Genomic DNA, 16,751 nt, shown 5'->3' with positions numbered 1-16,751 from the left:
GTGCTAATAATACATTTGATACTACTAATAAAACTGCGCTTAAAATAACTTTTTTCATACTATATAAATTTTAATTTCTTGGTTACTTGTTAATTAATCTTGTCACAAATGTACAAGCACATCTAAGTTTATTTCTAGAAAAATAGTTAACCTAATCTTAACTGTCGACCAATGGAACTTATCTCTTGTTTAACAAATCATAAAATAAAAAAAAGGGAAGATTTACATCTTCCCTTTTTCGTTTAATTCATTAATAAAAAACTAGAATGGCAATGAGTCAGTTTGTGTTACTGTTGAACTATTGCTATTTCCTATTTGATTTACAACACTATCATGGTCATTTCCAAATTGCTGAACTTTACTCCAGTTAAAATTACCTTGTTGATTTACTAAACTGTAATGATCTAATCCCGTTTGATCTACACAACTTATATTTAACAAACCATTTTGAGTTACAGTAGAGAAGTTTCTATCTCCAGTTTGTAAAACACCACTAAGGTTAAATGTACCGTCTTGGTCTACATAACTTATATTTTCATCTCCATATTGACCAACACAACTTGCGTTTCCAAAACCATTTTGATTTACATAACTTCTGTTTAAATCTCCTATTTGCTCTACACCACTCTTATTCCAAGTTCCTATTTGCGTAACTCTACTAATATTTAAATCTCCTATTTGAGTTACACATGATTTGTTGAAATCACCATCTTGATTAACAAAAGAATCATTTTCATTACCTACTTGAGCTACCATACTTCCATTACGATTACCAATTTGAAATGTTAAAGCATAATTATCATCACCATCTTGGTCAATGCTACTATTGTTAGAATTACCATATTGACCTGCACCTGCATAATTTCTATTTCCATCTTGGTCTATATCTGAAATATTTCTATCGCCAATTTGCTCATTTTGCCCCCAGTTTTCATCTCCGGTTTGGTTGACATCAGAGTCGTTTAAATCTCCTATTTGCCAAATATCAGAATTATTTGAATTCCCATTTTGCTCAGCATACGCATCATTATTATTTCCTTCTTGAAAAACATATGAATCATTCCAATCTCCGCCATATTGCTTAACATAAGAAACATTTTCATCTCCTCTTTGGTCAACATAACTATAATGGTACCCATTTACTGTTCCATAACCTTGAAGCACAGTTGATGAGTTACTGTTTCCATTTTGGTAAGTTTCACTTGTACTTCCATAACCCCATTGGTCTACATAAGAATAGTTACTATTTCCATCTTGAAATGTAGTATTCATATTATAATCTCCATCTTGCCAAATAAAAGAATAGTTGCTTTCTCCTAATTGATCTATATCTGATGTGTTAAAATCTGAAGATCCATCTCCTGATGGTCCTCCACCAGCTTGTAAAACAACAGAATTATTAGAAATTCCTGTTTGATCTACAGTTGAAGCATTTTCATCACCAATTTGATCAACATCCGATAAATTTGTTAATCCCGCCTGAACAACATCTGAATTATTATTGTAACCTACCGAATTAACATCACTTGTATTTGTCTGTGCAAATAACATACTTGTAGCAAATAATATTGCTACTACTAATAAAAGTTTTTTCATAATAATAAAATTTTAAGCATTCATAAATTATTGATAAAATCTTATATAAATTTATAATTGCATTACACCTTCTTTATACACCTTATTATATATACATAGCTTTAAAAGGAACTATAAACTTATAAACCTGGGTGAAAAACAACTTTTGAGGTTAAAACAGCGGGATGATTTGCTATTTTATGAGGAATTCGAAATTATAAAACAAACTAATCATTTATAATTTCAACAACTAATTTAGTCATCATTATACAATTCTCAAACATTTAATTAGTTTATTATTACTATTTATATTTAGACTAATTATTAAGAGAATAAACAACTAAAACAGTTAAACAAAAGGGTTGTTTTCTATAATAAGTCGTTCCATAAAAAAAACCTACAAATATGTAGGTTTTTTATGTGAATTTTATAATTGATTGTTTTCTATAATTAAACTACTAATTTTGATTAATAGTTGATTGATTCATATTACCATTTTGAATAATGGTTCCACCATGACTATTTCCTACAGAAGACAATGTTCCAAAATTACTATTACCATTTTGTGAAATTGAACCAATATTAAAGTCTCCACTTTGAGCCCCTGCTGCATAATTATCCGTACCATTTTGGTAAAGAGTTAATCCATTCTCATTTCCTACTTGACCTAAATCAGCATAGTTATTATAACCAAATGCAGTAGTACCAAAAGCATAACTTGAATCAAAATTACTATCATTTCCTATTTGAGTAGCTTCAATATTATTATTTGACCCTTGTGATTGTGAAGTTCCTAAATAATTATTATACCCTGTTTGATTTCCATTAGTTACATTATTAGCACCACTTTGAAAAACCTTTGCATAATTATTTACACCTGGATAAAAAGTTGTGTTCGCTCCTGCTGAACCATTTTGTGTAATAGTAGCGCTATTATTAGAACCATATTTTTGATTTATAAAAGTTTTATCAGAATACCCATTTTGATTTACATCAGCAAAATTACCATCATGGTCTTGCCAAACTGTAGCTTGGTTTTTATTTCCTACTTGATCAACATAAATTTGTTGTAAACTTCCAGTTTGCTTACTACTTGCTACATTATCATTACCAGTTTGATTAACAAAAACTTGTTGTGCATTTCCTGTTTGTTCACTACTTGCATTATTATCATTACCTGTTTGATTAAAGTTAGCATAAATATTACGTCCGTTTCCAACTTGAGTTGCAGTATTATTATTTCCTAATTGATTAATATCAGCAGAATTTCCATGACTAAAACCTGAACCTGTAAAAGTTTGAGTAGCAATATTATCATCACCTGTTTGCTGAATACGTATTTTTTCACCTGAATAGATACCTCCGTAATACCCATTATTTGAACCTGCTAAAGTTTGGGTAGCAGTATTATTTTCTCCATCTTGAAATATTCTTGCTGTATTATGTGTAACTCCTGTTCCGTTTTGAGTTGCTGTATTGTTATTACCATTTTGTGCTACATAAAAATAATCTGTATAACCACCTTGAATATTTTGTGTAACGGTATTTTCAGATCCAACTTGTAAAGCTATAACATCTTGCCCACTATTATAACCTGGAGCATACGTGGTTTGAGATGACGTATTTCCTGATCCTATTTGATCAATTTTAGCATCATTTCCACCTTTTCCTCCTCCACCTAATTCATCTTGTGAAATTATTGCAATGTTACCATTACCACCTGATTGATTTACCTTTGCATCATTCATGTAACTCGGTGAATTTGATGGAGTACCTGTTTGAGTTTGTGTAACTGTTGCTGTGTTTGACCCTGTTTGATTTACATCAGCAAATTGAAGATTACCTGTTTGTGTTGTAGTTGCAGTACTTTGTGCAAATAACATACTTGTAGCAAAAATAAGCGCTACACTTAAAATAATTTTTTTCATAATAATAAAATTTTAAACATTTATAAAAATTAGATAAATAACCACAAAACAATATGACACGTTAAACCTGTAACCAACTACATATTACATACTTGCAATTTGTATAATGGCTTAGAAAAGCATTATAAATTTGTAATGTGGGATAAGCAATTTTTGAGGTTTGTACTGTGGGAAAATTGTTATTTTATGGGGAATTTAAAATCTATGAATAAATTCATATTTACAATTTCTTTATGCAAATGTAAATACTAATTAGTCTTAATTATAAAAATTTACAAAGAACTAAACAAAATACATATATTAATTAACAAATGGATAATTTCTATTTATAACCGCACTATCTTTAATTGCTTAAAAACCTATATTACAGATATCTAACTTACTTTACGATACTCAAAATATTAAAAGAGAATCAATTTTAAACTTTAATCATTTACAAACCATGAAAGATTCAATACAATAAATCATTTACAAATAAAAAAGAGGGCATAATGCCCTCTTTTTAAAAACTAAATAAAAGTAATTATTAATTTGGTAATCCGTTAAATTGACCTACTAATGATACATTACTAGTACCAACTTGATTCACAATACTATTATGATAATCTCCAAATTGACCTGTTAATGCAAAATTGCCTGTTCCATCTTGTGTTGTAGTTGCCATATTATCAAATCCAACTTGTAATGTCCCGCTCATATTTAAAAAACCATCTTGATATGTACTAGCTGTATTATCATCTCCAAATTGTGAAGTAATTGATACATTCATTATTGCAGGAATAGAAGAACCATAACCTTGATCTGTATATGAAGTATTACCATTACCTACTTGTAACGTTCCACTCATATTTGCAATACCACTTTGAAATGTAGTTGAAGTATTATCATCACCTATTTGTAACGTTCCACTCATATTACTCCATCCAAATTGTTTTGTAGTAGCATTATTATCATCTCCTACTTGAGCTGTAACAGACATATTATTACTACCTCCATAATACCAAAACCCCTTTTGTTGTGTAGAAGATGTGTTTCCATTTCCAAGTTGATATGTTAAAGAATGGTTATCATCAACATATTGTGTAGTTGTAGCTTTATTATCATCTCCTAATTGAATTGTTCTAGATCTATTATCATCTGCCCATTGTCCTGTGTAAGCATCATTAGCATCTCCTATTTGGTATTGATTTGCATAATTATCATTTCCTCCTTGGTTTATATTTGCAAGGTTTGCACTTCCTGCTCCTCCAGCAGCATTATCCTGATATTGAACTGCATAATTATTATTACCATTTTGGTAAACAATTTCTAAATTATAATTTGATACTCCCCAAGTTGCATTTCCATCTTGAGTTTGAAATGATGTATTAGAATTTCCTATTTGATTTGATGTCGCTTTATTATACTTACTACCTGAATTTTGGTCTTGTGTAGCCTCATTATAATTTCCGTATTGATTTATATAAGCAATTGCTGCAGTACCATGCTGAGTTTGCCAAGCTTTATTATTGTCACCATCTTGAAAAACCTCTGCTAAAGTTGACCAACCTGTTTGAAGCTGAGTAGATTCATTAAAATCACCCAATTGATTAGCATGTGCCGTATTAGCCTCGTTTGTTTGTGTTTGCCACGCTTTATTATCATCTCCATTTTGAAAAATTGTAGCCATGTTTACAATAAAATACCCTTTATCGCTATCTCTTTGATCTTGTTTAGCATAGTTTCTATTTCCAAACTGTGTTACATGAGCTTCATTTAAAACTCCTAATTGATCTTGAATGGAAACATTTAAACTACCTATTTGTAGTGCTGTACTCAAAAGGTCTGTACCATTTTGTGTAACTGTTGATGAATTTGTTTGAGCAACAATAACTGTTCCTAACATTAGTGTTAATACACTTAAAATAATTTTTTTCATAATAATAAAATTTTAAACATTAATAAAAATTAGATAAATAACAACAAAATTATATGGCATACCTAGCTTATACCTAATTACATACATGCAATTTGTAAAACGGCTAAAAAAGCGTTATAAATTTGTAACGTAGGGTAAACAATTTGTGAGGCTTATACTGTGGGGAAATTGTTATTTTATGGGGAGTTTAAAATTTATGAATTTCTTCATATAACAATTTCTTAGCATAAAGATAAATACTAAATAGTCTTACTAAAATAATAAGTAAACTAAATATGCAAAATACTATATTTAATCAATAAACGGGATGATTATATTTATAATTGTATCAATTTTAAAAATTTAAAAACCTGTTTTTCAAGTGTTTAAACTACTTTTTATATTAATAAACCTGTGAAGTGTTTTAAACTACCCCTCTTAAACTTAAAATTTACAAAAAAAAGAGGGCATAACACCCTCTTTTTAAAAACTAAATAAAAGTAATTATTAATTTGGGGTTGAAGTAAACCCATTAAATTGACCTACTAATGATACATTTCCAGTACCAACTTGATTCACAATACTGTTATGGTAATCTCCAAATTGACCTGTTAACGCAAAATTACCTGTTCCATCTTGTGTTGTTGAAGCTGTATTTCCCCAACCTATTTGTAATGTTCCACTCATATTTCCAAACCCATTTTGATACGTTTCTGAATCATTACCTAAACCTAATTGAACTGTTCCACTCATATTTTCATGACCTTCTTGATATGTATCTGAATCATTAAATACTCCTGCTTGTCCTGTTAAACTCATGTTTCCATTCCCTTTTTGTTCAGTATAAGAGTTATTAAATGAACCAATTTGTGCTGTTCCACTCATATTTCCATTTCCGTTTTGGAATGTTTCAGAATCATTAGCAAAACCATCTTGGAATGTACCACTCATATTTCCATTCCCATGTTGTTCTGTATAAGAATCATTAAACATACCATCTTGAGAAGTTAAACTCTTATTTTCATGACCTCTTTGTTTTGTGTCTGCATCATTCATCATCCCATTTTGGTAAGTCCCACTCATATTTGAACGGCCTTTTTGATCTGTATAGGAATCATTTCTATACCCATCTTGGTATGTCCAACTTTTATTTTCACGTCCTCTTTGTTTTGTAGTAGATTCATTTTTATCACCATCTTGATATGTATAACTTTCATTTTCACGACCTCTTTGATTTGTAAATGAGTCATTATCATCACCTAATTGATCTGTGTAAGCATAGTTCCCATTACCATGTTGATCTGTTCCTTGATAGTTCCCATCACCTGTTTGATAAGCTTCACTATGATTTAGTTGACCATCTTGAGATGTTACAGAGTAATTATCATTTCCATATTGGTCTTGCATAGAATAGTTTTCATAACCATCTTGATATGCATAAGCTTTATTTTCTTGACCATATTGTACTTGGAAAGCATCATTCCAGCTACCATCTTGTAAAATAAATCCAAAATTTCCATTAGCACCATTTACACCAGTTCTTTGATCTTGGTTTGCATTATTATTATCTCCAAATTGATGAACAATACCAGTATTATTATCCCAACGTTGTAATTGATATGAAGTGTTACTCTCTCCATCTTGCAAAGCAAATTGGAAATTATCTTCAGCCCAACCTACACCTTGTGTTTGGTAAGAATCATTACCTTCACCTATTTGTACAGTAATAGCCCAGTTTCTATCACCTCTTTGATCAATTACAGCTTTATTTTCAGCTCCAAATTGATATACATTTGCCCAGTTTTCTACACCGCCTAAAGCGTTCATAGCTCCATCTTGGTCAATGTCTGAATCATTTTCTAATCCAATTTGTAATACTGTAGCAGCATTATCTACACCTAATGAATTCACATCACTTGTGTTACTTTGCGCAAATATTAAAGATGATCCCATCAATAATACAGCTAAACTTAATAGTTGTTTTTTCATAATAATAAAATTTTAAACATTAATAAAAATTAGATAAATAATAACAAAGTTATATGGCACATTTAGCCTATACCTAATTACATATTACATACATGTAATTTGTAAAACGGCTAAAAAAGCGTTATAAATTTGTAACGTGGGGTAAACAATTTGTGAGGCTTATACTGTGGGGAAATTGTTATTTTATGGGGAGTTTAAAATCTATGAATTACTTCATATTCACAATTTCTTGGTATAAAGATAAATACTAAATAGTCTTAATAAAATATTAAAATAATAAAATAAACAAATTACCACTTTTAACTAATAAACGGAATGGTTTCATTTATAACTATGTTACTTTAGTTACTTAAAAACTTACATTTCAAACACTTAAAACTAAATAACCTTATAAAAAAACTTGCACAACCACTTTGGTTTAAATAAAAAAGTCTCACAGATTGTGAGACTTTAAAATTCTTTAAGCTATTAATTTCTTTTTTATCTGGTAAACAACAACTCTCTATATTTTGTTAATGGCCATAATTCATCATCAATCATAAGTTCTAATTTATCGCAATGGTACCTTATTTCATCAAAAAATGGTTTTACATTAAAACAATATGCCTCAGCCATAGCCTCAAAATTTTCAATTTTATTTGCTTTTTTACGAGCATTAATCATTTTTTCTACTTTAACATGAATTCCTTCTATATGCTCTGAAATACGTTTTATTAATTGAATTTGTTCAGCCGCGTATTTTTCAAAATCATTGCCGAAAATTTCTTTTAAACCTGTCACATTTTTAATTAATAAGTTTTGATAACGAACAGCTGTTGGAACTATATGATTACCCGCAATATCACCTAAAACACGGCCTTCAATTTGAATACGCATCATATATTCTTCCATTTCAACTTCATAACGAGCAATTGTTTCTGTTTTACTCATTACTTTCATTTCTTCAAATAATGCTATAGATTTTTCAGAAACTTTAGCTTTTAAAGCTTCTGGTGTTGTTTTATTATTACTTAATCCTCGTTTTTCTGCCTCTTTTCCCCATTCATCACCGTAACCATTTCCTTCAAACAATATTTTTTTTGACTCTTTAATATATTCTCTTAAGACATTAAATATGGCTTCATCCTTTTTTAAATCTTTAGTATCAATTAATTTATCAACTTCAATTTTAAATTCTTTTAATTGTTTGGCAACTATCGTATTTAAAACTTTCATTGGTTTTGCACAATTTGCTGTTGACCCAACTGCTCTAAATTCAAATTTATTTCCTGTAAATGCAAAAGGAGATGTTCTATTTCTATCGGTATTATCTAATAAAACATCAGGTATTTTACCCACAACATTTAATTTAAGATCTGTTTTTTCTTGAGGAGAAAGTTTACCACTTGTTACGTTTTCTAACTCATCTAACACTTTGGTTAATTGTTCACCTATAAAAACCGAAATAATTGCAGGTGGCGCTTCATTAGCTCCAAGTCTATGATCATTACTAGCAGATGCAATTACGGCTCTTAATAATTCTTCATTTTCGCTTACAGCTTTAATAGTATTTATAAAAAAAGTTAAAAACTGTAAATTGCTCATAGGTGTTTTCCCTGGTCCTAATAAATTGATACCGGTATCTGTTGATAATGACCAATTATTATGTTTTCCCGACCCATTTACGCCTGCAAAAGGTTTTTCATGAAATAATACTTTAAAGTGATGACGCGCAGCAACTTTCCCCATTAAATCCATTAATAATGAATTATGATCAACTGCTAAATTGGCTTCTTCATAAATTGGAGCTAATTCAAACTGATTTGGAGCTACTTCATTATGTCGTGTTTTTACTGGTATTCCCAACAACATACATTCCGTTTCTAAATCGCGCATAAAATTTAATGCTCTACTTGGAATTGACCCAAAATAATGATCATCTAATTGTTGTCCTTTTGCCGGAGAATGCCCTAACAAAGTTCTTCCAGTTAACATAATATCAGGTCTGCTTTCTGCTAAAGCTTGGTCTATTAAAAAATATTCTTGTTCCCAACCTAATGAAGAAGTCACTTTTTTTACATTTTTATCGAAATATTTACAAACTGCAGTTGCTGAATTATCAACAGCCTGAAGCGCTCTTAACAAAGGTGTTTTATTATCTAAAGCCTCACCTGTATAAGCCACAAATATTGTTGGAATACTTAAAGTAGTTCCATAAATAAACGCTGGTGATGTTGGGTCCCAAGCTGTATATCCTCTTGCCTCAAAAGTATTTCTTATTCCTCCGCTTGGAAAACTTGAAGCATCAGGTTCTTGCTGAACTAACTGACTTCCTCCAAATTTTTCAATAGCCATACCATTACCTATAGTTTCAAAAAATGCATCATGTTTTTCAGCAGTTGCACCAGTTAATGGCTGAAACCAATGTGTATAATGCGTAACTCCTTTAGAGAGTGCCCATTCTTTCATTGATGAAGCAACTTGATCTGCTATTTTACGGTCAATTTTTGTACCATCATAAATAGCACTCATAACACCTTTAAATGCGTCTTTTGTTAAATATTGGCGCATTGTATTCTCATTAAATACATTTTCACCAAATAATTTTGATCTTTTTAAATCTTCAACAATTTTTATTGATTCCCTGTTTGAAGCCTCATTTAAAGCTTGAAATCTTAATTTTGCCATACTAAATAAATTTTCTACAACAAATATATATTATTTTTCAATATGATTTTCATTACAATTCTTTAAAAAAAATTAAATATTTTATAGTAAATTTGATTTTACCCTAAAAAAAATAGGGTATATATAAAAATAATTGCTTTTTATACATTTACACCCCTAATATTTTTATTGCTTGCCTAAAATATTTATTTTTGACAAAATTTCGTATCTAAAATAAATAAAACACATATGAGCAAATCAAAATTAGAGTACATTTGGCTTGATGGTCATCAACCAACTCAAGAATTAAGAAGTAAAACTAAAGTTGAAGATAATTTTAGTGGTAAATTAGAAGACTGTAGTATATGGTCTTTTGATGGCTCTTCAACTGAACAAGCTGAAGGAGGATCATCCGACGTTTTATTGAAGCCTGTAGCTATTTACCCAGACCCTGCAAGACGTAACGGTTATTTAGTTATGAGTGAAGTTTTAAATGCCGATGGGACACCACACGTATCAAATCACAGAGCTACGATTGACGATGATGATAATGATTTTTGGTTTGGATTTGAGCAGGAATATTTCTTAATGGATTCAAAAACTGATTTACCTTTAGGATTTCCACGTGGTGGATTCCCTGGACCACAAGGAAAATACTACTGTTCAGTTGGTGGTAGATATACTTGGGGTAGAGATTTTGTTGAAGAACATGCTGACCTTTGTATTGATGCTGGCCTTAACTTTGAAGGAATTAATCAAGAAGTTGCTCCAGGTCAATGGGAATTTCAATGTTTTGCTCAAAGCGCCAAAACAGCTGGTGACGAAATATGGGTTGCACGTTATTTATTAAACAGATTATCAGAAAAATACAATTACTATATTGAATTACACCCAAAACCTGTGAAAGGTGATTGGAATGGTTCAGGTATGCACGCCAACTTCTCAAACACAACTTTAAGAACTTGTGGATCTGAAGAAATTTACAGTAAAATATGCGAAGCTTTTAGACCTGTAACCGATGAGCACATTGGTGTTTATGGGGCATACAATGATGAACGTTTAACTGGTTTACATGAAACAGCACACGTTAAAGATTTCAGCTACGGAGTATCTGATAGAGGTGCATCAATTCGTATTCCAATTATTACTGTTGAAAAAGGATGGAAAGGTTGGTTAGAAGACAGAAGACCTGCTTCAAATGCTGACCCTTATAAAGTTGCAAGTAGAATTATTAAAACTGTAAATTCAGCTAAATTATAATTTTATATAATTTTCATAAATAAAAAAACACCGCAATTGCGGTGTTTTTTTATTTATGAAAATTACTTAAACATTCGTATTATAAATACTACGTATAATGTAAGTAATATTAAACCTTCTTTCCAACTTAGCTTCATTTTAGCCGGTGCAAAAACAAGTGGAAATACCAATAATGATATTCCTAACATCCAGAAAATATCACTAGTTAACAACCCTTGATCAGTTATTGTAATTGGTGTAATCATAGAAGTCACACCTAATACCGCTAAAATATTAAATACATTTGAACCTATTAAATTACCTAAAGAAATTGCTTTTTCCTTTTGTAAAACGGCAATAATTGAAGCTGCTAACTCAGGAATACTTGTCCCAACAGACACAATGGTAATGCCAATTACACGTTCGCTAACATTAAAGTTTTTTGCCATTCCTATAGCGCCATCAATTAATAATTCTGAACCTCCCCAAAGTGCAACGCCACCAATAACCAAAAACAATACTATTTTGTGTAAGGGCAACTCCTCATCATCTTCAGGCATTTCATCTACAACAGCTATTTTTTGAAATCTTAACAGGTAAATTAAAAATATTATTAAAAAAGAAAATAAAATAATTCCTTCGTAACGCTGTAAAATACCATCAAAAGCAATAAATCCATATAATAATAACGAAGAAATTATCATAACTGGCCAATCTGTTTTATAAAAACTTTTTTCAACACTTATGGTTGAAATTAAAATTGTGATTCCTAAAACCAACCCTAAATTAGCTATGTTTGAACCAATTACATTTCCAAAAGCAATATCTGCATGGTTGTTTAAAGCTGATTTTACACTTACAATAAGCTCTGGAGCTGAAGTGGCAAACGAAACAACTGTCATTCCAATTACAATTTTAGGAATGTTTAATCGTAATGAAAATCCTACTGCCGATTTTAGCAACCAATTTCCTCCCAAAATCAATAACACCAATCCAATTACAATTAATAATAAATTCATAAAATATGTTTTTTGCAAATATAATAGAATTAATAGCTTATTTACATCACTCACAAAATTTAGACTGACTTAAAATTTTGTTAAATAACTATTTTTATAGTTAAACAACTATAATTTTAGTTTACTTTTGTAATGCGTTAAGGATTAAAGCGGCATCCTTTTTATTTTTTTTGTATAAAAATAAAAAGATATAGCGGAAAGCCTGACGTGAGTGAAACGAAACGAAACGGAACGCCCAAAAAATAATTACACATGGACAAACTTACCACCAAAGAAGAAGAAATAATGCACGTATTGTGGAAACTTAAAAAAGCTTTTGTAAAAGAAGTTGTAGCTGAATTACCAGTGCCAAAGCCACATTACAATACAGCATCTACAGTAATTAGAAAAATGGAAGGCAAAGGCTACGTAAAACATGAAGCTTTTGGAAATACACATAGATATTACCCAGCTATTTCAAAAGAAGATTACCGCAAACGCTATTTTTCAAACGCAACACAAAATTATTTTGAAAATTCTTATAAAAATGTGGTTTCATTTTTTGCGAAAGAAGAAAAAATTAGTGCTGACGAATTGCGTGAGATTATAAAATTAATTGAAAGTAAAAACAACCAATAATTATGGATTATTTACTAAAAGCAAGTGGAATTGTGGTAATGCTATTCTTATTTTATGTTGTTTTCTTAAAAAATGAAACCTTCTTTAAGTCTATTAGAACTTACTTCATACTTGGTTTGCTAATAGTTTTAACTATTCCGTTAATTGAAATACCAATTTATGCTGAAGCAATTACATCTCAACTTAACTTACTAGACTACGAAGAAATAACACCTAACAGCGCCATAACTAACACTATTAATTGGATTCAAATACTAACTTTCATGTACTTAATTGGAGTGGTTTTCTTTAGTTTGAAATTTTTAATTCAGCTAGCTTCATTAATAAGCTTAATAACAAAACATGAACTTACAAAACAAGGTAAGTATTATTGTATAGAAACTTCAAAAGACGTTTCTCCTTTTTCATTTTTTAACATTATTATTTATAACAAAGCTCAATTTTCAATTGATGAACTTGAACAAATTAAAAACCATGAGAAAGCGCATGTACAACAATGGCATTCTATTGATACGCTTTTAGCTCATTTACTGGTAATTACACTTTGGTTTAATCCTTTTGTTTGGCTATACAAAAAGGCTGTACAACAAAATTTAGAATTTTTAGCTGATGCTAAAGCTTTAGAACAAGCCAATAATCACAAATTATATCAACTTACCTTATTAAAAACCTGTGGTGCTAACTACTGTACCGAAATAACAAACAATTTTTACAACTCATTAATTAAAAAACGAATTATTATGTTACACAAAAACAGATCTACAAAAACAAGCCAATGGAAGTACGCTTTATTGCTACCTTTATTAATTGCATTTTTAATCACATTTAACACAAAAGTTATAGCTCAAGAAAAAAAAATTATTAAAATTGAAGAAGTTAACGAATCTAAAACTGAAATTACAATCAATAAGAATTCAAAAGCTGAAACTTTAAATGAGATTAAAAACACTTTTAGAAAACTAAATGATATTACCTTAAATTTTAAAGGAATAAAAAGGAATAATAACAACGAAATTACCGCTATTAAAATTGACGCTAAAGGAAAAGGTTTAAAAGCTAAATTTGAAAACTCCGGCTCTGAAGCAATTAAACCTATAAAAATATCATACGATTCAGAAAACAACTCGTTAAGCATAAGTAACCTTAGTAAAGTTCATAAAAATCATTACGAATACACAACTCAAACTAATGGTACTATAAAAACAATAAATCTTAAAGGAAAAGGCGATAAAAATGGTAATTATGTTTTCGTAACTTCTGACGGTAAAAAAATACATAAAAGTGGTACATTAAAAAATATTGAACTAAAAGTAATTTCAGAAAAAGGAGATAAAGAACATGTTTGGGTTCATGAAAATGATAAAGACAACAATATTAAAGTTGAAGTAATTGAACTAAAGGAAGGCGAACATGAAATAACAGTAATTCAAGAAGGTAACGAAGATGAAATTGAAGAGAATATTGAAATTGAAATTCATGAAGAAAAAGACGGAGAAAATGTTTTTGTTATCAAAACTAACGGAGACAATATAGAAAAACATAAAATAACTAAAAAAGGGAATATTTTGCTTAGAAGTTCTGAAAATGAAAAACCTTTATTTATAATTGATGGTAAAGAAACTTCATCCGAAGAAATGGAAAAAATTAAACCCGACTCTATTGAAAAAGTGGAAGTTTTAAAAGGAAAATCAGCTACAGATAAATATGGAGACAAAGGTAATGATGGAGTAATTTTAATTACTACAAAAAAGTAATAATCTTCACTTAAAAATTATTTTTAAAACACTCTTTTCTATAACTAGAAAAGAGTGTTTTAAATTTCACAAAAGATGAAAACCCTTATTTTAATCAATCTAAGAGACCATTTTATCATTACTTTCAAAAAAATCATCATAAAACACCTTTACTTTATTACAGTTTAAAATAATAAGTATACATTATGATTGTAATTTATAACTTATTTGTAGTAATTATTTTAAAACAACAAATCAATTTCATAATTTACTTTACAATTAGAATCCAAACATATTAATTTCATTAAAAACATTTGGAAACAAGCAAAGAATAGTAATATCTTGATTTAAGAATTAATTCACAAACTATTTATTAACCTAAAATCTATAAAAATGATTACTATATTTGTGCTAGTAACAGAACTAGTATTAACCATTATTAACTTATTATTTTAACCTAAAAAAAAATATCTATGCTAACATTTATTGGAATTTTATTACTAACAACAGGTATTCTTACAATACTATTAAAAACAATTTTAAAAGCAACACCAATTTTAAATTGGTTTACAACAAAACGAAGTGTACAAATAACCATTGTAGGGTTAATACTAAGTGTTATTTCGGGAATGTTTTTTTATGCTGAACCAGGTACAGCTTATGCCGTACAATATCCTTGGGGTGGTCAAAAAGCAATATTTAATCAAGGTATTCATACCAAAATGTGGGGAAGATTAATCCCAATTCAATTTGAAATGCCTATTAAATATGTTATGGCTGATTCAAATGGAGATTTAGGTGACCAGAGTAAATATGCGTACATTAATGCTGCAAGACAATGGGAATTTAACGATGCTGTAAAAGGAAGAATTGCAACCTCTATTGTAATTAGTATAAATACATCAGACGCAAATCAATTCTTATCAGTAGCCGATAGAAATAAAACTGAAAAGAACTTAATTCGCTCACGTATTATCCCAAACATTGATCAATCCATTAAAAACACAAGTAAATTAATGGCTGCTCAAGATTATATTTCAGGTCAGGCTGCAGATTTCGATCGATTTTTTCAAGACCAATTAGAAAACGGAATGTATGTCCTAGAAGAATTGAAAGACGACGAAAGAGCTGATATAATTGGAGATAGTACTGTAATTAGAACAGTAATAAATAAAGAATCACGTCAAAAAAGATTTACTATAAAAAGAGATAAAACTGGCGAACCTGTCAGAGTTAATGGAAATTCTTTAGGCTCTTATGGACTTACAGTGGTGCAAGCAGTTGTAAATGATATTGATTGGGAACCTACATTTGATAAGCGACTACAATTACAAAAAGAAGAAGTTGCACAAACACAATTAGAGAAACAACAAGCTGAGCGTGAATTTTACAGAGCACAAAAAGAAAAAGCAAAAGGTGAAGCTGATAAAGCTAAAGAACGTGCACGACTAGAAAAAGAGCAAATTCAACAAACTATTTCAGCCGAAACAGAAGCCAAAGTAGCTGAATTCAACTTAATTAAAGAAAAAAAACAGTTTGAAGTTGAAGTATTCAAAGCCAAAAGTAAAAAAGTAGCCGCAGATGCACAATATTACGAAAATGCAAAATTAGTATCTGCCGGTTTAACGCCTCAAGAAAGAGCAGAATGGGAATTTAAAACTGCTGTTGGTGTAGCCGCAGAACTTAAAATGCTACAATTACCAACAACTTATATTGAAGGAAGTAATGGTAGTGGTAAATCAGGAGGAAGCTTATTAGAATCCCTAATAGGTGCCGAATTAGCCAAAAATATGATTCCTAAAAAACAATAAACTTTAAAAATTAAAAATCTCACTTTTTGTGAGATTTTTTTATTATGTATTTTAGCATTATGAATAAACAACTATTTGAAATTTTAGCAAAAATCAATAAAATTATATTCCCAAGCTTTACTAAAAAAGGTCTAGATATGGCTTATGCTAAAAAATGGCAATTAGCTATTATTGGGTGGCGTTATTTTATAACAAAAAATAGTTTGTAGATAAGGAAAAAATAGTATATTTGCACCCGCAAAACGGCCTCGTGGCGCAACTGAATAGCGCACTTGATTACGGCTCAAGAGGTTACA

General features: G+C 29.8%; 11 protein-coding genes. 5 read left to right on the top strand and 6 right to left on the bottom strand.

The window, feature by feature from the left end:
- Positions 1-261 precede the first annotated feature (261 nt).
- The 5 genes from GQ540_RS06725 to GQ540_RS06705 form a co-directional block, all read right to left on the bottom strand.
- Positions 262-1,596, bottom strand: a complete 1,335-nt coding sequence (locus GQ540_RS06725) for a hypothetical protein (RefSeq protein ID WP_291799237.1) — start codon at positions 1,594-1,596, stop codon at positions 262-264.
- Between the two features lie 437 nt (positions 1,597-2,033).
- A complete protein-coding gene (locus GQ540_RS06720) occupies positions 2,034-3,503 on the bottom strand; it encodes a hypothetical protein (protein WP_291799234.1) in 1,470 nt (489 codons plus the stop codon).
- Positions 3,504-4,029: 526 nt separating this feature from the next.
- Positions 4,030-5,421, bottom strand: a complete 1,392-nt coding sequence (locus GQ540_RS06715; RefSeq protein ID WP_291799231.1) for a hypothetical protein — start codon at positions 5,419-5,421, stop codon at positions 4,030-4,032.
- 486 nt (positions 5,422-5,907) lie between these two features.
- The gene (locus GQ540_RS06710; RefSeq protein ID WP_291799228.1) at positions 5,908-7,389 is read right to left on the bottom strand and encodes a hypothetical protein; all 1,482 of its coding nucleotides are present in this window, start codon (positions 7,387-7,389) and stop codon (positions 5,908-5,910) included.
- A gap of 480 nt (positions 7,390-7,869) precedes the next feature.
- Entirely contained in the window at positions 7,870-10,056 is a 2,187-nt protein-coding gene (locus GQ540_RS06705) for a glutamine synthetase III (protein ID WP_291799226.1), read from the bottom strand.
- Positions 10,057-10,284: 228 nt separating this feature from the next.
- Here GQ540_RS06705 and GQ540_RS06700 point away from each other — a divergent pair, with 228 nt between their 5' ends.
- Positions 10,285-11,295: a glutamine synthetase beta-grasp domain-containing protein gene (locus GQ540_RS06700; protein WP_291799223.1), complete on the top strand. Its 1,011-nt coding sequence runs from the start codon at positions 10,285-10,287 to the stop codon at positions 11,293-11,295.
- Positions 11,296-11,357: 62 nt separating this feature from the next.
- Here GQ540_RS06700 and GQ540_RS06695 read toward each other — a convergent pair whose 3' ends face one another.
- Positions 11,358-12,293, bottom strand: coding sequence for a calcium/sodium antiporter (locus tag GQ540_RS06695; protein WP_291799219.1), 936 nt, complete (start codon positions 12,291-12,293; stop codon positions 11,358-11,360).
- Between the two features lie 252 nt (positions 12,294-12,545).
- Here GQ540_RS06695 and GQ540_RS06690 point away from each other — a divergent pair, with 252 nt between their 5' ends.
- The 4 genes from GQ540_RS06690 (at position 12,546) to GQ540_RS06675 (ending at position 16,664) form a co-directional block, all read left to right on the top strand.
- Positions 12,546-12,911, top strand: coding sequence for a BlaI/MecI/CopY family transcriptional regulator (locus tag GQ540_RS06690; protein ID WP_291799216.1), 366 nt, complete (start codon positions 12,546-12,548; stop codon positions 12,909-12,911).
- Between the two features lie 2 nt (positions 12,912-12,913).
- Complete coding sequence (locus GQ540_RS06685) at positions 12,914-14,665, top strand: M56 family metallopeptidase (RefSeq protein ID WP_291799213.1); 1,752 nt, start codon at positions 12,914-12,916, stop codon at positions 14,663-14,665.
- 452 nt (positions 14,666-15,117) lie between these two features.
- Entirely contained in the window at positions 15,118-16,455 is a 1,338-nt protein-coding gene (locus GQ540_RS06680) for an SPFH domain-containing protein (protein WP_291799208.1), read from the top strand.
- 59 nt (positions 16,456-16,514) lie between these two features.
- Positions 16,515-16,664, top strand: a complete 150-nt coding sequence (locus tag GQ540_RS06675; RefSeq protein WP_291799205.1) for an SsrA-binding protein — start codon at positions 16,515-16,517, stop codon at positions 16,662-16,664.
- Positions 16,665-16,751 lie beyond the last annotated feature (87 nt).

The organism is Lutibacter sp. (assembly GCF_013139515.1).
Classification (GTDB): domain Bacteria; phylum Bacteroidota; class Bacteroidia; order Flavobacteriales; family Flavobacteriaceae; genus Lutibacter.
Note: the sequence above shows the minus strand (reverse complement) of the source record. Positions and strands in the feature narration are given on the sequence as shown.